This is a genomic window from Mycobacterium yunnanensis, assembly GCF_025823185.1.
Lineage (GTDB): Bacteria > Actinomycetota > Actinomycetes > Mycobacteriales > Mycobacteriaceae > Mycobacterium > Mycobacterium yunnanensis.
The window spans coordinates 1,347,083-1,365,949 of record NZ_JACKVK010000008.1 but is presented as its reverse complement, the minus strand read 5'-3'; the positions used below and the strand labels follow the sequence as shown (position 1 = coordinate 1,365,949).

Genomic DNA, 18,867 nt, shown 5'->3' with positions numbered 1-18,867 from the left:
CGGATCGTAGACACTGCGCATCACGACCGACGTGTCGGTGAAGTTCTTCACGTCGGCCATGACGCGCTCCGCCGTCCCCAGCACTCCATTGCCAACGCAAAGTGCTTCGTGGCGTAACACTCTCGGTCGAACCAGGTGTCGCCGTCCCCGGCACACACGACGATCATCTTGGTCATGGAGGTCACCCGTGCCTATTGCGCTGCCGCGGTGAGCTTCTCGACCTCGTCGGAGGACAATGTCACTCCGGCTGCGGCGAGATTCTCCTCCAGATGCGCCACCTTGGACGTGCCCGGAATGGGCAACATGACCGGTGAAACTTGCAGCAGCCACGCAATGGCTACCTGCGCGGGCGTGGCCCCATGCTGGCGGGCGACTTCGGCGAGCGCCTCGTGAGCCTTGTCGAGACCACCCTGCGCGACGGGGGCCCACGGGATGAAGCCAATGCCGTCCCGGTTGCACACGTCCAAGACGTCCTGCGCGCTGCGGTCGATGACGTTGTACCTGCTCTGCACCGTGACGACGTCGACGATCTGACGGGCCTCGGCGAGTTGATCCGGGGTGATCTGCGACAGTCCGATCGACACGATCTTGCCCTCGTCCTGCAGCGCCTTGAGCTCGCCCACCTGGTCGGCCAGCGGCACCTTCTCGTCGATGCGATGCAGCTGGAACAGATCGATCTGGTCTAGCTTGAGCCGGCGCAAACTCATCAAAGCACCCTGACGCAGGTACTCCGGCCGCCCGACCGGGGGCCAAGCCGCCGGACCGAGACGCTTGGGGCCCTCGGCGGTGTCGACGACGTCGGGACCGTTGCGAGTCAGGCCCGCCTTCGTCGCGATGACGACGTCGTCGGGATACGGATGGAGCGCCTCGCTGATGATTTCCTCGGCGACGAAGGGTCCGTACGAGTCAGCGGTGTCGATGAACTGGACGCCGAGTTCGACGGCGCGCCGAACCACGGCGATGCACTCGTCGCGATCCGTGGGCTCACCCCAGATCCCCCGCCCCGTGAGGCGCATGGACCCGAATCCGAGGCGTGTCACCGACTTGCCGGCGATGTCGAAGGTGCCGGCGTCGGCGATCGTCGATGTCATGGGTGATTCTCCTGTGCAATGTGGTTGACGGGGATGGTGTCGTCCATCTCGAATCCCAAGTTATCGCTTCGATTCCGGCTCTGAGTGGGTGTGCTGCACCCCCTCACCGAGTGGCTCGAGAACCTAACCTCGAAGCCGACGATGGCCGGCCACCCGAGGGACCACGGAGAGCAATGAGACGCGAGAACCGGTTCTGGGAACGGGGAGCGATCCGGCGGTCGCGACGTGGAGACTTCTGGCTCGCCGGAGAACGCGTCACGGTCGGAGGCGAGGAATACCAGCACGGCGCGATGTTCGTGCAATGGGAGGCCCCGGCGGATTCCACCAAGCCCTTCCCTGTGGTTCTCGTTCACGGCGGCGCGGTGCAGGGCACCGAGTGGCTCGACACTCCCGACGGCAGACCCGGTTGGGCGCAGCGGTTCGTCGAGGCGGGCTAACCGGCGTTCGTGGTGGACCGCCCGACCCAGGGACGCTCGCCGTATCACCCCGCGGTGAGCGGACCGATGGGGCCGCCCTTCTCCTACGCCGAGGGCCGCACCGTGTTCTTCCCATCAGACCTGTCGCACGGGCACACGCAATGGCCGTTCGACATCGACGACGACGCAGCTCTCGACGCGTTCGGCGTCCGGCCCCGCGGGCTGGCTGGTCGCAGACCGGCGGATCCTGACCGGTGGGGCGTCGCCGTTCGCACCGGCTGGTCGTTCCACCGTCGAGTGGTTGCAGTCGGCGGGGGCCGCGGCCGAGTTGTTGCACCTGCCGGATTTCGGCGTACACGGAAACGGCCATGGGCTCATCTATGAACGCAACTCCGACGAGGCGTTGGTGCCGGTGCTGAATTGGCTTGCCACGAAGCTTCCTTGAGGTGCTCATCGAAGATCGATCCCCTTGGTCTCCGGACTCAACGCAGTGGTGACGAGACCGATGGTGACCAATACGACGGCGTACAGGGCGAATATCCATTCCTGGTGATGGCTGGCCAGCCAGGTCGCAATGTAAGGGGCCGTCCCGCCGAAGATGGCGACGGTGAACGAATAGGGCACACCGATGCCCGAAGCGCGCACGTGGGTGGGGAACAGTTCGGCGAAGTAGGCGGGCATGATGCCGATGAAGGCACCAAGGAAGAACAGCGCCACCGACGTGACCACGAACAAGCGCATCGGCGACTCGTCGATGGCGGCCAGGAGTGGAAACGTCAGGATCATGAACGCGACCGAGTAGGTGGCGAAGACGGGCTTGCGCCCGATGCGGTCGGATAGCTTGCCCCACAACGGAAGTGTGACCATGAAGACCAGGTTGGCTCCGACGACGGCCCACAAGGCGCTGCCCGCGGGGACGCCGCGCGAGCTGATGGCGAACCCTGAGATGCCGATGGCCCACGTGTAGTAGACCACGGTGGCCGCCATGCTGAACCCGATCATCCGGGCGAGGTTGACCTTGTTTTGCGCGAGGCCGTGCAGCAATTCCCGCATGGTGGTCGGCTGCGCAGGTTGCTCGAACGTCGCCGAATTCGACTCCGCCAGGAAGGCTTCCGTCTCCGGCAGAGTGCGCCGCAGGTAGAGCCCGACGAGTCCGAGCAGCCCGCCCAGCAGGAAGGGAATCCGCCACGCCCAGTCGCGAAGGGCGTCAGCGCCGACGATGCTGGTGGCGCCCGCACCGATGAGTGACGCCAAGACGACACCCGCGGTCACCGAGATGTAGAGGCTCGTCGACCAGAGGCCGCGTCTGGCGGGCGGGGCGACCTCGGCAATGTAGGTGTAGGACGCCGCAATCTCGCCGCCGTGGGCCAGTCCCTGTCCCAGCCGCGCGGTGATCAGGATGATCGCCGCCCAGACGCCGACCTGGTTGGCCACCGGTGTCACCCCGATCACCAGGCTGCCCGCCGCCATGAGCAACATCGACGTCGTCATCGAGAACCGTCTGCCCCGCCGGTCCGCGAGCCAGCCGAACAGGAAACCACCGATGGGTCGCATGAGGAAGCCCACCGCGAAGACGGCCAGGGTGGACAACAGCGCGCCGGTGGCACCGTCGTCGACGAAGAACTGGGCGGCGAAGAACGGCGCGAAGATTGCGTAGACGCTCCAGTCGTACCATTCCAGCGTGTTCCCGATGCCGGCCCCGAGCAGCGTCCGGAACGGACGCCTCGGCGTCGTGTCCCCGGGTGCCGCCGTCTGAGCCGGGCGCTGGTTCGCAAACGTCATGAATCCTCCTCGGGCCAGGGTGAATCGACACCGCGGCGAAGGGCGCCCGGTGCAGGTCTGAACTCGTCAGCGGGGTGGCTGACCAATCATCTCGACGGCGCGCTTCACGGCTCGTACCGCGTTGGTGTATCCGGTGCATCGACATAGGTTGCCGCTCAGGGCATCTCGAACGGCCTCGGTCGACGGATCGGGGTTGCGCTTAAGCAAATCGGTCGACGCCAGCAACATGCCTGGCAGGCAAAAGCCACACTGAAAGGCGTACTGCTCCATGAACGCTCGTTGCACCGGGCTTAGCACACCGTCGTCGTCGGCCAGACCCGCGATCGTGTCGACGCGGCCGCCGTCGACGCGAGCCGCCAGCATCAGGCATGTCTTGACGCACCGGTCGTCCACCATGGCGGTGCAGGTTCCGCAGTCCCCGTTTCGGCAGCCCGCGCGGACCGCCGTCAGCCCGAGTTCTTCGCGCAGGACGTCGAGCAGGGTGAGGTCGGCGTCGACTGTGACATGAACGGGACGCCCGTCGACCACCAGGTCGACGGTGACCTCATCGGTACCCACGGAGTCGTCAATCATGGCCCACCTCTCGAAATGCCATGGACACGGCCCGCACCGCCACCTCGGGGGCCACCCGCCGCCGGTAATCCCAGTCGGCGCGCAGATCCGACCACCGCTGTGGCGGCGCAATCCGGTCCAGGTGCTCGGCGACCACGCCGCGGACCGCGTCAACCCGCAGATCCGGCAGCGGGATTCGCTGCGGTACGTCGGCGACGCCGCCGATGACGACGTGTCCGGATGCCGCCGCGGCGGTGAGAACCGGCCAGGACGATTCGGCGAACTTCACCTTGACGTACCCCGAATCGGAGTTCTGGAACGGTATGTGGATCGCCGTGACGAACTCATCCGGCCCGAGGTCGGGATCCTCGGCGCCGCGCATGAATTCGGATGCGCCGACGACGCGGGATCCCCCGCTCGAGCGGACGACGACGTCCGCGCCGAGAGCGACGAGGGCGGCGGGGCCGTCGGACTGCGGCCGCGCCGCACACAATGCCCCGACGAGGGTGCCCTGGTTGCGAATTTGAATGCCGCCGGTGATTCCCGAGCAGAGACGATGAAGTAGCGGAAGTCGAGTCCGGACACCCTCGCAGTCGAGCAGCTGCTGGTAGCACACCAGGGCACCGATGCGGATCGCGTCCGGCTGCACCTCGATGCGGTCCATTCCGGCCCTGCCGAGGTCGACGACGAGCGAGGGACGTACGTCACCGCGGACGAGCGCCGGGACGGTCAACGTGCCCCCGCCTATCAGCAGGACGTCGTCGGCGCGGGCCAGCACGCCGGCGACGTCGTCCTGGCTCTTGGGCACCACGGTGCGGAAGGTGCTCACGGGGCGCCCCGGGAGTCGGCGGTCAGTGCCAGCACCGCAGGCGGGGTCAACGGAATCGACGTCACCGGCGCCACGGCGTCCCCATTGCGTTGCAACGCGTCGTCGACGGCATTGGCGACCGCGGCGAGCGCGCCACCGACGCCGGCTTCACCCGCCCCCTTCGCTCCCAGCAGGGTGTACGGCGCGGGTGTCTCGTAGTGGCCAATGATGAAGTCGGGCAGGTCGTTTGCCCGTGGAATGAGGTACTCCTTGAACGTGCGGGTGGCCGACGCTCCCCCGCCGTCGAACCGGCTCTGCTCGAATAGGGCAAGCCCCACCCCCATGGCCATCGCGCCCTGGAGCTGACCCTCGACGAGCACGGGTTCCAGCACCCGCCCGCAGTCGTGCACCGCGGTCAGCTTCAGCACCCGGACGATGCCGGTGTCGCGGTCGACCTCGACCTCGGCGACGTAGGCGCCACTGGAGAAGTACGGATAGCTGTCCCGAAACGTCGGATCCTCCGGCGGCGTGGGACGGTAACCGTGGGTGGACTCCAGCCAGTCAGCCCCGCTCGACCGCAACGCCAGCCTGCAGACGTCCGCCAGCACCACCGGTGCGCCGCCGGCGACTCGGACGGCCCCGTCGACGAACGTGACGTCGGCCGGTGCGCCACCGAATTCGCTTGCCGCGACTTTGCGTAGTTGGTCGGCCAGCTGCCGGGCGGCGAGCACCACCGCGGCCCCACCGACTGCGGCGCCGCGACTGCTCGCGTTGCCCGTGCCCGGCGGGCAGAGATCGGTGTCTCCCTGGATTACGGTGACGCGGTCGGGGGTGGTCCCCAGCTCGGTTGCCGCGAGCCGGGCCAGCGCGGTGTCGTTGCCGCCCCCGGGATTGGTGACGCCGCTGAGCACGGTGACGTGGCCGTTCCGGTCGACGCGCACGGTGGCGTTCTCGGAGGCGGCGACCGTTGGAATTACGCCGGGGCCCATCTTGCCCGCCGCGTGGCCGCCGCCCTCCGGGGTGATCTCGAAGGCCACCCCGACGCCACGACGACGCGGCCCGCTCTTCGCCACGACGGCCGTCTTTGCGGCCGGATAATCGGCAAGGTCGAGGACCTTGTCGAGAACCGCCTCGAAGTCACCGCTGTCGATCTGATAACCCGAAGGCATTCGGTGCGGAAAGGCGCTCGTCTGCAGAAGGTTCCGGCGACGCACATCGACTGGGTCCAACCGGAGCCGACGCGCGACGAGATCCATCACCCGCTCCATCACGAAGGTGGGCGCCTCCTTGCCGAACCCGCGGCACGCGTGCCATGGCGGCAGATTGGTCTCCAGCACCCGGGAGCGGGCGTCGACGTGAGGGACGTCGTAGGCCGTGGGCAGGCTCGCCGCACTGACGTAGGCCTGCCGCCAGCCTGGTGACACCGATCGTGCCCCCACGGGCACGACCATGTCGTCGAGGAGGGTGGTGACCCGGCCGTCCTCGCCGAAGCCGACGCGTACGCGGTGCACCTGTTCGCGCGCGCCGCCCAGCATGGTCTCGGAACGCGTCTCGATCCATTTCACCGGCCGGCGGCACAGCATGCTCATCAGGCACACCAGGGGCTCCTCCACCTGCCCGGTCATCTTCAACCCGAATGATCCGCCGACGTTGGCCACCACCACGCGAATCGCGGTCGGTGACATGCCCAGAACCTCGGCCAGTTCGGTGCGTAGTTGGAACGGTTGCTGGTGCGAGGCGTGCACGGTCAGCCGCCCCGACTCCTCGTCCCAGTCCGCGAGATAACCGCGCGTCTCCAAGGGTGCGGCTCCACTGCGGCCCACCGAGAACGTGGCGTCGAGGACGTGCGGCGCCCTCTGAAGTGCGCCCTCGGGTTCCCCGCTGCGAAAGTGGTTCTCGGCGATCAGGCGGACGGCATCCGCGGCGTTCAGGTGTTCGACACCGAGGAGATGCCGCACGTCGAACAAGGCCGGCAAATCGTCGTACCGCACCGTCACCGCCGCCGCAGCGGCGCGGGCGGCGCGGGGGTTCTCGGCGGCCACGACGGCGATCGGCTCCCCGACGTAGCGCACCACATCGGTGGGAAGCGCCGTCAATGGCCGGCTTTCGGCACCCAGCAGTTCGGGAACGCCGAACTGGTAGGGCAGTGTCGCGAGCGTCGCCGACGCCTCCCGACCTTCGAGCACCCGGACGACCCCTGAACGGGACGCCGCCCGCGTCGCGTCCACGGCCAGCAATCGGGCGTGCGCCCGCGTGCTACGCACGACGGCCATGTGCAGCATCCCCGGGACGCGCAGATCGTCGACGAACTCTGCCCGACCGACGACGAAGTCCTGGGCGTTGCGCTTGGGCCACGTGGCCTGGGTGCTGGTGCTCATCACTCTCCTCGTTGAGATCGACGACCGACGATGGACGACTGCGCGGCGATGCCGACTCGCCCTAACCCTTCATCCGGGCGAGGCCCTCCAGCGCCAGTCCGTATCCGAGCAGCCCGTGCATCCTCTGGCGCAGGTCTTCGGTCAGGATCGTGCGGCTGTATCGGCGGACCAGGCGCGGCTGTTCCATCAGCAGGGCCGCCAACTCGCGGGCCCGGGGCAGCAGATCCGTCTTCGGCAGCACCTCGTTGACGAGACCGATGTCGAGCGCCTCCGCCGCCGAGATCCGTTGTCCGGTCAGGAGGAAATAGCGTCCCCGCGTGGGTCCCATCAACAACGGCATGACGATGTGCATGCCGTCACCGGGCACCATTCCGCCGGCGAAGTGTGCGGTGTCTTGGAAGTAGGTGTCATCACTGGCGAGCACGATGTCGGACACCAGCGGGATCTCGGCATGCCGGACGGCGGGGCCGTTGATCGCGGCGATCACGGGCGCCTCGATCGACAGCAGGTTGGGCAGCAGGTGCTTGCCCTCCCACTGGATGGGGTCGTAGATCTCGGGCGTCATCGTCCGGCGGTTCGGATGTTGCCCCGGTGCGATCGCCGGTCCGCTGAACTCGTCACCGGTACCCGTCATGATCACCACGTCGTTCTCGCGGTCGCGGCCGATCTCGAGGAACGCGTCCTCGAGTTCGTTGTGCGCCAATAGACTCCACCGCAGCGGCCCCCCGTCGGAGTGCAGGTGCAGTTCGAGGACACCGTCGTTGCGCTGCAAGCGAATCGTCTGGTACCGGTCTCGGTAGTTCTCGAAGGTGGTGGGTGTGCGGTCGAGGTGAGTCATGGTGGCCTGGGCGGCCGTCTCGCGAATGTCGGTCATCGGGGAGCTCCGTTCTCGGTGTCGTCGTCGAACATGGCCACGGCGCGGGTCCAGCCCGCCGATGCGGCGTGGATCTTCACGGGAAAGCAGGCAACGGTGAAGCCCTGTGCGGGAAGCTCTTCGAGATGCCGAAGCTTCTCGATCTGGCAGTACTCGGTGTGGCGACCGGCCTTGTGTCCCTCCCAGATGATGGAGGCGTCGTGATCACGGGCGTAGCGCTCGACGACGTAGTCATACGGCGCATCCCAACTCCAGGCGTCGGTCCCCACCACCCGCACGCCGCGGTCGCACAGCCACAGGGTCGCCTCCCGGCCGAAGCCGCAGCCGCTCTGCGCATACTCGGGTGTGCCGAAGTTGGTTCCCGCAGAGGTGTTCACGAGCACGATGTCCAACGGCTCGAGGTGGTAGCCGATGCGGTCGAGCTCGTGCTCGACGTCGGCAGCAGTGGCGACGTAGCCGTCCTCGAAGTGCCGAAAGTCGAGCTTTACGCCGGGCCGGTGAAACCAGTCCAACGGCATCTCGTCGATGGTGCGCGGGCGAGTCCCGTCCTCCATCATCGACGAGTAGTGCCATGGCGCGTCGACGTGAGTGCCGTTGTGAGTCGAGAGGTGCACCGTCTCCAGCGCGAACGCCTCGGAGTTGGGCAGGTCTTCGGGCTCCAGGCCGTCGTAGCGGCTCTGCAACATCGGCAGCGTGTCCTGATGGCTTCGGTATTCGATGGAGAATTCGTATCCCGGCGGGTCGGCGGGGACGTCGTTCTGCAGGGACATCGAGATGTCAACGAATCGGGTCACCTGGTGACTCCCTTCTCGTCGGCTGTGACGACGCTCGTTCGTGGTTCCTACTGTGACGTGCGCCCGAGGATTGGGTCAAACGTTTGATATCAAGGTGCAGCCTCATCCCTCGATCGCCTCGGCCGTGCCGCTGTCGGCCTGACGATGCCCAGGGCGTCTGTGCGGCAATGGTATTCGTGACTAGACCTGCGCGGTCGACTCGCGACGGACGACATGCGGTTCGTCGGGTACGACGACGCGGCGCGGCCGACCCCCGTTGACCAACGTCAAGGCGAGGTCGACGGCCTCGGCTCCCAGCCTTTCGGCCGGAAGCCACACGGCGGTCATGGGCGGCACCAGGAAGTTGGCGAGATCGTCGTCGTGCAGCGAGACCACCGACATCTCCCTTGGTACCGCGATTCCCCGCTGGTGCAGGGCAGCGAGGACGCCGACGGCCATCGGGAACGTCGCCGCCACGATGGCCGTGGGTGTCGGCCGACGTTCCAGCGCGCGCATCGTGCCGTCGAATCCGGCGGTGCGGTCCCGATCAGGCAGCTCGACGACGGACGCATCCACGCCCAACGCCGCGCACTCCCTGACGAAGCCGCGCCGACGGCGAACCATCGTGTCCAAGGTCTGGGGGCCCATTACCGCGCAGATCCGCCGATGGCCCAGCTGCGCCAGGTGTCGCACCGCCACCGCCGAGGCATCGGCGTCTCGGAGCACGACGCTGGCCGCCACCCCACGCACCTGCCGGTTGACCAGGACGACCGATTGCGGCACGCGTGTGACCAGCTGGCGCAACGACTCGTCCTCGATGCGACCCGACGAGACGAGCAGCGCGTCGACGCTGCCGTGCATCAGCATCGAGGAAATGGTCTCGTGCGGGTCCCCCGCGGCATGGGTGCCGAGCACCAGGCCGTAGCCATGCTCGTTGGCGCGCTCTTCAACACCGTGGGCGATCGCGGAGTACACCGGGCTGGTGAACCCCGGCAGCAGCAGACCCAACGTCATCGTCCGGTCGTTGCGCAATCCGCGCGCCGCGGCATTGGCCCGATAGCCGATCTCCTCGGCGGCGGCTCGAATGCGCTCGCGGGTCTCCGCCGAGGCAAACCCTCGCGGGTCGTCGCGCAGCACTCGCGACACCAGGCTCGGGTCGACGTTGGCCATGCGCGCGACGTCGGCGAGGGTCGGCCGCCGGTAACCACGTTCGCCCGTCACTGCCCTCCGCGGATTGCCGGATAGTCGGCTCGAGGGTACGTCGGAGCGGGCTCGAGCACTGGGGGAATCGCGTCGATCACGGTTGGTGAGCGGCGCGCCACCGGTCCATCAGCTCGGTCATGGGCGCGGACGTCTGAGCGCTGGGCCCAAAGTGAATGGTCACCTCGTCGGCGCCCGCCGTCTCGTAGCCGTGCAGGAGGTCGAGCAGTTCCGCGACGCTCTTGCAGCTGTCGTCCCGCGAGAGCATGATGCCCGCCGAGATTCGGCGCGGCGCCGACAGCCGATCCAAATCCGCACGGCGGGTGGAGAACTCGTCCGGAGTGAGACCGAAGGCCTGCCAGCGATCGGCGACGCGCGCCGCCCGACGGAACGCAGGCCCGGTCATCCCGCCGACCATCACGCTAACCGGCGCGGTCGGCCGGGGTTCGAAGACACCGGTGGCCGACCCGAAGAAGTGGTTCGGCCGCGGAGTCTCGCCCCGGTGCAGGGCACCGATCAGATCGATCGCCTCGTCGGTTCGTGCGCCGCGCTCGGAGAAGGGCACACCGACGGCAGCGAACTCGTCCGAATCCCAGCCGACGCCGACGCCGAACACGACTCGTCCGGGCGCCAGACGCTCCAGGGTGGCCAGCTGTTTGGCCAGCAGCACCGGCTCTCGCAGGGGCACGATGATCACCGTCGTCCCCAGTGTGACCCGCTCGGTCACCGCGGCCACGTGCGACAGCAGCATCAGGGCCTCGTACACGCCACCGTAGACATCGCCGTAGGGCCCCGGTGGTAGCAGATGATCGGGCACCCATACGCCGGCGTAGCCCAAGTCCTCGGCCAGGCGCGCTTGTGCCACGATGGAACTGGGTTCGACGGCGCTCTCGTCATTGGACAGCGCAACACTCAACTTCATTGCGCCACAATCCCGTTCGTGCTGAACGTACCACGGTTGCGGATTCCGAACCCATTCGATGTCATGCGCCGAATGGTAGAGTCTGACATCTATGTCAAGGTCAAGCCCCATGCCGCGCGTGGCGTCGACGACGATCTCGATCGGTGAGCTGTCGTCGAGGTCGGGCGCCTCTCCGCGGATGCTGCGCTACTACGAGCAACAGGGTCTGTTGGACCCCGTTCGCGCCGACAACGGCTACCGCCGGTACCGCTCGGACGCCGTGACGACCGTCGCCCAGATTCGCGGATTGCTCGACGCAGGCCTGCCCACGGACACGATCCGCACGATCCTCCCGTGCGCACACGGGAGCGAGCCGACGATCGACCCCTGCCCCGAGATCCTGGCCTCCCTCACCCACGAGAGAAGGCGGCTCGACGAACGGATCCGGCACCTGTCCGCCAGCCGGGACACGTTGGACCGCTACCTCACCGCCACTCATCAAGCGCTGCGCCAGGAATGAGCGAGCCGGTTGGACTCGCGGGTCATCTGGCCATCGCCAGAACGTCGCAGACCAACCGCGACGCGTAGTCGTCGTCGACCTCCAGCGCGAACGCGATGCGGTGGTAGAGCGGCGAGATGACGTGATCGAGGATCTGCTCAACCGTGGGTGCCGACTCCCCGCGCGTGCGGGCGCGACGCACCATCTCTGCGACTTGCCCGCGCCGCGTCTCCATGACCGGGCAGCTCGACACCAACTCCGCCCGTGCGGAAACCATGGCGCGCAGGTAGCGGGTGCGCTCGGGCCGGGTGATGTCGGCGGCGATCACGGTCGCCCACTGCGTCAAGTCCTCGGACAGCGATCCGGTGTCGGGGGGCACGTCACCGTCACCGGTGAGGGCGGCGACCGCGACCTCCTCGAGTAGCGCGTTCACGTCGTTCCAGCGTCGGTACAGCGTGGTCGGGTTGACCCCCGCGCGTTCTGCGATGACCGGAAAGCTGATCCTGGTGGCGCCCTCGCCGACGAGTTGGCCGACCGAGGCGTAGACCGCGGCCATCACCCGACTGGCCCGCCCCCCTGGACGGCTCGTGGCGCGATTGGTCATTCCGCGATTGTACGCAAAGGACTTTGCTTTTACGGCGCGGTGCCGTAGCGTCCCAAAAGCAAGGACTATTGCCTTAACGGGAGAATCCATGTCCGACCACTCGAACGCAAACTTGACCTCACGCCTCTTCGGCACGCCCCGTCACACCACCCACTTCCTCGAATGTGGGCCCGACGACGGGCCACTGATGCTGTTCGTCCACGGCTGGCCGAGCATCGGGCTGATGTGGCGCGCGCAGATGTCTGCGTTCGCCGCCGACGGATGGCACTGCGTCGCCCCCGACCTCCGCGGCTACGGCGGATCGTCGATGCCCGAAGCGGACGACGCGTACACCGTCGACGAGGTCGTCGCCGACATGATCGAACTCCACGATCACCTCGGCGGTGACCCGGCGGTGTGGGTCGGGCACGACTGGGGCAGCGTCGTGGTCGCCGACCTGGCCGCCCACGAACCCAACCGATGCCGCGGCCTCGTGCTGACGTCGCTGGCCTACTACCCCGAGGGCCACGCCCTGCAGACCGTCGTCCCGTTGGTCGACAGGTCGATATACCCGGCCGACGAATTCCCCGACGGCCAGTGGGATTACTACCGCTACTACGTGACCCACTTCGCGTCGGCCGTCGCCGACCTCGATGCCGACCTGAGGTCGTCGTTGGCGTCGATATTCCAGCCGGGCAATCCGGCCAACGTCGACGAGGTGTCGCCGAACGCTCTGGTCTCGCGCAACGGCGGCCGCTTCGGCGCCGCGCACCACGCCCCGCCGACCGAGCCCGACCCAACCATCTGGCCGCCGGACGACTTCGACGTGCTGGTGGAGACATTCCGCGTCAACGGTTTTCGCCCGAGTTGCGCCTGGTACGTCAACGATGAGGCCAACGTCGCCTATGCGCGCTCAGCCCTCGACGGCGGCCGTCTGTCGCAACCAGTGCTGTTCGTCAACGGAGACTTCGACCAGATTTGCAGCATCACCGGCAACCATCAGGGCGACGCGATGCGTGCCGCGTGCTCGGACCTCACCGAAGCATCCCTACCCGCCGGGCACTGGCTGCCGCTGGAGCGAAAGGGCGAGCACGTCGACCTCATCCGGGCCTGGCTGCGGGAGAACGATCTGTAGTGCGGCGGACCGGAATAGTCCTGGGCGTGTTGGCCGCTCCGGTGTCCGTCGCGATCGGGGCGCCCTCGGTAGCCCTACCGTCGGTGGCCCCGGCCCTGGGGGTGTCGTTCTCCGCGACCGAGTGGATCATCTCGGCGTGGTCGTTGGGCGCAGCGGTGGCGATGCCGCTGGGGGGACGAATCGCCCAGCGCTGGGGGCTGCGCACCACGCTGGGTGTCGCGGTGGTGACGATGGCGGTCGGGTCGATCGGCGCCGCGACGGCGCAGAATCTCGTCGGCGTGGTGGGGGGTCGGCTGTTCGGCGGATTGGGTGCCGGTGCCATGGTGATCTGCGTCTACGCGTGCATCGACCAGACCTTGGATCGACGGGGTCGGGTCAGCGCTTTGGCGACGGTCGCGGTCTGCCAGACCACCGCGTCAGGGAGCGGGAGCCTGATCGGTGGTCTGCTCACGGCCCATCTTGGTTGGCGGGCGACGATGGCTGTGCCGGCAATGGCGTTGGTGGCGCTCGTCCCGGCGTTGCGGCTCACTCCCGGTGACGCCGACCGCGGCCAGCGCGTCGACGTGACCGGCGCGGTGCTGTTGTCGGTACTGGCGGCGGCCACCATCACGCTCCTGCACAGTGCGACGGCAGACCTTCCGCGGGCGGTGCCGTTCGGCATGGTCGCCGTCACCATCTGCGCGGCAACGGCACTGGTGTGTCATGTGCGCAGACACCCCACGGGTTTCGTGCCGCGCGACGTCGTGACCGCACCCGGACTGCTGTCGGGAGCCGTCGTGGGGCTGACGCTGTTCGCCGGGTACTACGGAGTGCTGAGCACCGCGCCAGAACTCCTTGCACGACAACATGTGTCCACCCTAGGGATCGGACTTCTCCTGCTCCCCGCAGCGGTCTGCGGGATCGTGACCGGGCCCGCCCTGGCGGCTTTGTGGCGTCGCCGCCGACCCCTGTGGCAGACCACCGCGCTACTGGGAACGGTCACGGCGATCGCGGCTCTGATGGCCGGGTGGCGACCCCATCCCGCGGTGGTGGCTACCGCCGTCGCACTGGCCACCGTCGGCTTCGCCGCCGCTCAGGTGATCTTGGTGGGTCGCGTTCGCGACTTGGTCGACCCCGCCGACCGAGCCACGGCCGCAGGCCTGTTCAACTTCATGCTCTACAGCGGCGGGTCGATCGGTCCAGCGCTGGCGGGCGGTCTGTCGGCGGTGTCGATGCAGCTCGCGCTGAGCGGCGTCGCGGCGGTGGCAATGGCCGGGACCGTCACCAGCGTGCTCACCCGCCTTCGAGCGAGGCCGGAGAGGTCCGGCACGGACAGACCGCTCACCTCACGGCTGCGGCGATGATCAGCTCGGCAGCTGCGTCGACGCGTGGCCGGTCCCCCGTCACCAAGCCGTCCTGGCACAGACCGCGCAAACCCGACACGACCAGTGTCGCGCGCGCCCTGGCCTCGGCCCGCGGCCGCCCCAGGGAGACCAGCACCTCGGCGATGGGGTCGAGCATCACCTCGACCGACGTACTCGCGTAGGGCTGGTAAGTATCGGGGTCAGTGGTGGCCAGGCTAAGCACCTGCAGCATCATCCTGACGGTGTGGCGCTGCCGACCCCGCGTGATCGCCCGCCACAACGCGGTTGCCGCCGTGACGAATTCGGCATCGGTGGTGACGCCGTCGAAGATCGCACCCGCGTCCGGCCTGCTCGCACCGAGCGCCTGAGCCAGAAGCTCGCCCCGATCCCCGAAGTAGTAGAGCAACATGCGCTTGCTGGTGCCCAGCGCCTCGGCCATCGGCGCCAGGGACATGTCGCCGACCCCGCGGTCCTGTAGGTAGCCGACGACGGCGCGGAGAAGCTCCGCACGCTTGAGGGGATCCGGTGTGCGCGCCACCACTTGAATGTATCGATCGGTACGTCTATGGTCAATCGTGTGCCGATCGGTACATCATTGGACAGTTACGGGAGGTTCGTCGTGACGAGCAACGCATCACTGCGGGTAGCGGTCGTGGGAGCAGGCATCGGAGGGCTGACCGCCGCCATCGCCCTTCGCGCCAACGGCGTCGACGCCACCGTCTACGAGCAGGCCTCCGAATTGAAGGCCCTCGGCGCCGGGGTGTCGATCGCCACCAATGGGTCACGCATCTTGACCCGGCTCGGACTCGGGGATCAGCTGGCAGCCATCGCAGTTCGTTCTCGCACTACGTCTTTCGCACGTGGTCCGGCGAGCCGATCGCCGGAGAACCCTCGACGCTGTCGTTCGGGGACCCGACGCAGACCTGGTTCCTGCACCGCGGCGAGTTCCAAGCCGCCCTCTGCGCCGCCCTGCCCGCCGACGCCGTCCGGTTGGGCCGGCGCGTCGTCGACGCGGTGGAACGCCGGGACGCGATCGAGGTGTCCTTCGCCGACGGGACTGGCGCGGAGGCCGACCTCGTCGTCGCCGCCGACGGGATTCACTCCCGCCTGCAAGCGATGGTCGGCAAAGCGGCCCAACCGGTCAGCGAGGGTGTGATGGCCTACCGGGGCCTCATCCCCGCCGAGCGCCTGAACGGAATCGCCGACATGGACGCCAGCTCGATGTGGCTCGGCCCCAACCGAAGTTTCCTGGCCTACCCCGTCTCAGCGGGCGCCCTGCTGAACGTCGTGGCCTTCACTCCAACGAACCTCGACGTCGTCGAATCCTGGACCGCCCCCGGCGACGTGCGCGACGTGGCCGCCGAGTACGCCGGCTGGGAGCCCACCGTTGCGGGCATCGTCGACGCCATGGACCAGACGTTCCGGTGGGGTATCTACGACCGCGAGCCGCTCCCCCGTTGGACGGCGGGACGCGTTGCGCTGCTGGGCGATTCGGCCCACGCGGTGACTCCCCACCTCGGCCAGGGCGCCAACCAGGCCATCGAGGATGCGATCACGCTGGCGGTCCTTCTGCGGGACTGCGGGCCCGCCGACCTCGAATCACGGCTGAAGTGCTACGAGGACCTCCGCCTCGACCGCACCCGTCAGGTTCGCGCCGGAGCACGCGAAGCCGGCCGCACCTACCGCTCCGCCGACATGACGCCCCGCGCCCAAGCGGAGCGGATCGCAAGCATCTTCGACGGCATCGCCGTCGACGCCTACGACGCCGAGAACGTCGCCGAGGAGGCATTGGCCTCCGTGTGACACGTCGTCGGTCTACCGTGAGATGCATGACCGGCGCCGACGCATTTCACCCGGACTTTCCCGACGACCACGAGCACCCCGCGCCACGCAATCGCGTTCGGCACGTCAGATCCTCTGAACTCGACGCGAGCACGGCCCAGTCCGAGGGGATGCGCCGGTTCGCCGCTCTCAGCGGGGCCACCGTGGGCACCGAGAAGCTGTGGATGGGCGAGACGATCGCCGGACCACGGACCGCGTCCGCCAACCATCACCACGGCGACTCCGAGACGGTGATCTTCATCCGCGCCGGGCACCCCGAATTCGTGTTCCTCGACGGTGCCGAAGAAGTCCGCATCCGCACCGAACCCGGTGACTACGTCTTCGTCCCTCCGCACCTGCCGCACCGCGAGGAGAACCCCGATCCGACCACCCCGGCGGAGATGGTGATCGCGCGCAGCAGCCAGGAGGCCATCGTGGTCAATCTTCCTGCGCTGTACGCACTCTAGGGCTCCCGCCGCCCCCGGAGGTTGAGGTGACGGCACAGCAAGAGGAAGGCCGCCGGAACAGCCATCATCACCAGCAGTTGGAACAGGTTGCTCATGAGCCATGCCTACCCGTGCGACCGGGCCGACCGCCACCGCCTCTACGAAATCAATACGGCGGCCGAAGGGTTCGTTGACGCCACCGATGTCGCTGTGACGCAGACGGGGGTGTAAGGGAACCGTCAAGATGGTGGCCGCGACCCCCGTCGTCGGCTGCAATGGCTCCATGAGCTCCCCTGGGGTCGGCGACTCGGCTCGGTTGGCCATCGTCATCGGCGCCTTGGGCGTGGTGTTCGGTGACATCGGCACCAGCCCGATCTACACGTTGCAAACGGTCTTCAACCCCACCGACCCGCACCCCGTGCCGTTGTCCGACCAGAACGTCTACGGCGTCGTCTCGCTGATCTTCTGGTCGGTGATGACGATCGTGACGCTGACCTACGTGGCGCTGGTGATGCGGGCCGACAACCACGGCGAGGGCGGCATCATGGCGCTCATCACGCTCCTGCGCCGTTGGGCCACCCGCGGCGGACGACGGACCGCGACGACGCTGGCCGCGTTGGGAATCTTCGGGGCCGCCTTGTTCTTCGGCGACAGCATGATCACCCCGGCGATCTCCGTGCTCTCGGCCGTGGAGGGCGTGAAGGTCATCGCTCCTGGCTTCGAGGCGTGGATCGTCCCCGTCACCACGGTGATCATCCTCGCGCTCTTCGCGGTGCAGCGGCACGGCACGGCGGCCGTCGGCAGATTCTTCGGGCCCGTGATGGTCGCCTGGTTCGTTGCCATCGGGGCATGTGGCGTCGTGGGCATCGCGGACAACCCCGCCATCCTGCGCGCCCTGTCCCCGACCTATGCGGTGTCATTCCTGTTCGGACACTTCGACATCGCCTTCTTCGCACTGGCCGCCATCGTCCTCGCGGTGACCGGCGCCGAGGCGCTCTACGCCGACATGGGCCACTTCGGCCGCAAGGCGATCACCCGGGGCTGGCTGCTGCTGGTGCTGCCCGCCTGCACCCTGAGTTACCTGGGCCAAGGCGCGCTGGTGCTGGCGGACCCCGACGCCGTTGCGGCACCGTTCTTTCTCCTCATACCGGACTGGGCTCGCATCCCCATGGTCCTGCTCGCCACCGCCGCGACGGTGATCGCGTCTCAAGCCGTCATCACCGGCGCCTTCTCGGTGGCCTCACAGGCCGCGCAGCTGGGGTACCTGCCGCGTCTGCGCATCCAACACACTTCCCCGTCGGTGATCGGTCAGGTCTACGTGCCCTGGGTCAACGGAGTCTTGATGGTCGCGGTGGTGGCCCTCGTCCTGGCCTTTCAGAGCTCGGCAGCGTTGGCGTATGCCTTCGGCATGGCCGTGACCGGGACGATCACCATCACGACGGTGCTGTTCCTCTACCTGGCCCACACGCGATGGCGTATCCCGCTGCCCGTCGTCCTGATTGGTGGCGGCGTACTGCTCGTGATCGACGGATTGTTCCTCGCCGCCAACATGACCAAGCTGGTGCACGGAGCGTGGCTGCCGTTGCTGATCGGCGTCGTCGCCTTCACCGTGATGACCACCTGGCAGCGCGGTCGCGCCATCGTCACCGACGCCCGCGAACGGCTGGAGGGTCCGCTTCGCGACTTCGTCGTCGGTCTCGCCCACCGGGATCCGTCCCTGGTGCGAACCCCGGGAACGGCGGTGTTCCTCAACCGCGGCAACGACACCGCGCCGCTGTCGATGCTCAAACTCGTCGAACACACCAACGTGCTCCACGACCATGTGGTGATCCTGTCCGTCGACGTCGAACCCGTACCCCGGATCGCCGACGCCGACCGGATCGTCGTCGACGATCTCGGCCTGACCCACGACGGCGTGTTCCACGCCAGCCTGCGGTACGGCTACATGGAACGCCCCGACGTGCCGGCAGCCCTGCGGCTCATCGATCCCGCACGTACCGAAGGACCCGTCGACCTGGCTCGCGCGTCGTTCTTCCTGTCGAAGGTCGACCTGAGTCCCGGGCCAGGGCACGAGATGGCGGCGTGGCGAAAGCGATTGTTCCTCACCACGTCTCACATCGCGGCCGATGCGGCGAGCTACTTCAACCTTCCCCTGGACAGGACCGTCGTCGTCGGGTCGCGCATCGAGGTCTGACGAGTCAACGAATCGTCAATGTTCGTCGCGTGGGTGTCAAGATCCCGTCTGGACGCGCGACATTCGTCGTC

At 67.8% G+C, this 18,867-nt stretch carries 18 protein-coding genes and 1 pseudogene; 8 read left to right on the top strand and 11 right to left on the bottom strand.

Annotated features, from left to right (window positions below):
- Positions 1-191 precede the first annotated feature (191 nt).
- Positions 192-1,091, bottom strand: coding sequence for an aldo/keto reductase (locus H7K45_RS16520; RefSeq protein ID WP_263996876.1), 900 nt, complete (start codon positions 1,089-1,091; stop codon positions 192-194).
- 173 nt (positions 1,092-1,264) lie between these two features.
- Here H7K45_RS16520 and H7K45_RS16515 point away from each other — a divergent pair, with 173 nt between their 5' ends.
- Entirely contained in the window at positions 1,265-1,528 is a 264-nt protein-coding gene (locus H7K45_RS16515; RefSeq protein ID WP_263996875.1) for an alpha/beta hydrolase family protein, read from the top strand.
- A 429-nt stretch (positions 1,529-1,957) separates the two neighbouring features.
- On the opposite strand, the gene H7K45_RS16510 is transcribed toward H7K45_RS16515, so the two are convergent.
- From H7K45_RS16510 to H7K45_RS16475, 8 genes are all read right to left on the bottom strand, one after another.
- The gene (locus tag H7K45_RS16510) at positions 1,958-3,289 is read right to left on the bottom strand and encodes an MFS transporter (RefSeq protein WP_263996874.1); all 1,332 of its coding nucleotides are present in this window, start codon (positions 3,287-3,289) and stop codon (positions 1,958-1,960) included.
- A 66-nt stretch (positions 3,290-3,355) separates the two neighbouring features.
- Positions 3,356-3,862, bottom strand: coding sequence for a (2Fe-2S)-binding protein (locus tag H7K45_RS16505; protein ID WP_263996873.1), 507 nt, complete (start codon positions 3,860-3,862; stop codon positions 3,356-3,358).
- The gene (locus H7K45_RS16500) at positions 3,855-4,670 is read right to left on the bottom strand and encodes an FAD binding domain-containing protein (RefSeq protein WP_263996872.1); all 816 of its coding nucleotides are present in this window, start codon (positions 4,668-4,670) and stop codon (positions 3,855-3,857) included. Before H7K45_RS16500 ends, H7K45_RS16505 begins: the two co-directional genes overlap by 8 nt.
- On the bottom strand, positions 4,667-7,027 hold the full coding sequence (locus H7K45_RS16495; protein WP_263996871.1) for a xanthine dehydrogenase family protein molybdopterin-binding subunit: 2,361 nt from the start codon (positions 7,025-7,027) through the stop codon (positions 4,667-4,669). The genes H7K45_RS16500 and H7K45_RS16495 overlap by 4 nt, the downstream gene beginning before the upstream one ends.
- 61 nt (positions 7,028-7,088) lie before the next feature.
- The gene (locus tag H7K45_RS16490; RefSeq protein WP_263996870.1) at positions 7,089-7,901 is read right to left on the bottom strand and encodes an enoyl-CoA hydratase/isomerase family protein; all 813 of its coding nucleotides are present in this window, start codon (positions 7,899-7,901) and stop codon (positions 7,089-7,091) included.
- Entirely contained in the window at positions 7,898-8,695 is a 798-nt protein-coding gene (locus H7K45_RS16485) for a cyclase family protein (protein ID WP_263996869.1), read from the bottom strand. The genes H7K45_RS16490 and H7K45_RS16485 overlap by 4 nt, the downstream gene beginning before the upstream one ends.
- A gap of 180 nt (positions 8,696-8,875) precedes the next feature.
- Positions 8,876-9,895 carry a LacI family DNA-binding transcriptional regulator gene (locus H7K45_RS16480; protein ID WP_263996868.1) on the bottom strand — a complete coding sequence of 340 codons (1,020 nt, stop codon included), beginning with the start codon at positions 9,893-9,895 and terminating at the stop codon, positions 8,876-8,878.
- A gap of 76 nt (positions 9,896-9,971) precedes the next feature.
- Positions 9,972-10,796 (bottom strand): TIGR03619 family F420-dependent LLM class oxidoreductase, encoded by an 825-nt coding sequence (locus tag H7K45_RS16475; RefSeq protein ID WP_263996866.1) that lies wholly within the window; start codon positions 10,794-10,796, stop codon positions 9,972-9,974.
- A 109-nt stretch (positions 10,797-10,905) separates the two neighbouring features.
- Here H7K45_RS16475 and H7K45_RS16470 point away from each other — a divergent pair, with 109 nt between their 5' ends.
- Positions 10,906-11,295 (top strand): MerR family transcriptional regulator, encoded by a 390-nt coding sequence (locus tag H7K45_RS16470; RefSeq protein ID WP_263996865.1) that lies wholly within the window; start codon positions 10,906-10,908, stop codon positions 11,293-11,295.
- Between the two features lie 22 nt (positions 11,296-11,317).
- Here the strand turns inward: H7K45_RS16470 and H7K45_RS16465 are convergent, their stop codons facing one another.
- Positions 11,318-11,878 (bottom strand): TetR/AcrR family transcriptional regulator, encoded by a 561-nt coding sequence (locus tag H7K45_RS16465; RefSeq protein ID WP_263996864.1) that lies wholly within the window; start codon positions 11,876-11,878, stop codon positions 11,318-11,320.
- A gap of 88 nt (positions 11,879-11,966) precedes the next feature.
- Here H7K45_RS16465 and H7K45_RS16460 point away from each other — a divergent pair, with 88 nt between their 5' ends.
- Complete coding sequence (locus H7K45_RS16460; RefSeq protein WP_263996863.1) at positions 11,967-12,992, top strand: alpha/beta hydrolase; 1,026 nt, start codon at positions 11,967-11,969, stop codon at positions 12,990-12,992.
- Between the two features lie 26 nt (positions 12,993-13,018).
- On the top strand, positions 13,019-14,335 hold the full coding sequence (locus tag H7K45_RS16455; protein ID WP_263996862.1) for an MFS transporter: 1,317 nt from the start codon (positions 13,019-13,021) through the stop codon (positions 14,333-14,335).
- Here the strand turns inward: H7K45_RS16455 and H7K45_RS16450 are convergent.
- Positions 14,313-14,873, bottom strand: a complete 561-nt coding sequence (locus H7K45_RS16450) for a TetR/AcrR family transcriptional regulator (protein WP_263996861.1) — start codon at positions 14,871-14,873, stop codon at positions 14,313-14,315. The two genes, H7K45_RS16455 and H7K45_RS16450, sit on opposite strands and share 23 nt — an antisense overlap.
- A 27-nt stretch (positions 14,874-14,900) precedes the next feature.
- Here H7K45_RS16450 and H7K45_RS31530 point away from each other — a divergent pair.
- From H7K45_RS31530 to H7K45_RS16435, 4 genes and pseudogenes are all read left to right on the top strand, one after another.
- Positions 14,901-15,137: pseudogene (locus tag H7K45_RS31530) on the top strand (NAD(P)-binding protein); the annotation flags it as partial.
- Positions 15,138-15,349: 212 nt separating this feature from the next.
- Positions 15,350-16,138 carry an FAD-dependent monooxygenase gene (locus H7K45_RS16445; protein ID WP_263996860.1) on the top strand — a complete coding sequence of 263 codons (789 nt, stop codon included), beginning with the start codon at positions 15,350-15,352 and terminating at the stop codon, positions 16,136-16,138.
- 26 nt (positions 16,139-16,164) lie between these two features.
- The gene (locus H7K45_RS16440) at positions 16,165-16,623 is read left to right on the top strand and encodes a cupin domain-containing protein (protein ID WP_263996859.1); all 459 of its coding nucleotides are present in this window, start codon (positions 16,165-16,167) and stop codon (positions 16,621-16,623) included.
- 262 nt (positions 16,624-16,885) lie between these two features.
- A complete protein-coding gene (locus tag H7K45_RS16435; protein ID WP_263996858.1) occupies positions 16,886-18,796 on the top strand; it encodes a potassium transporter Kup in 1,911 nt (636 codons plus the stop codon).
- Positions 18,797-18,867: the final 71 nt, after the last annotated feature.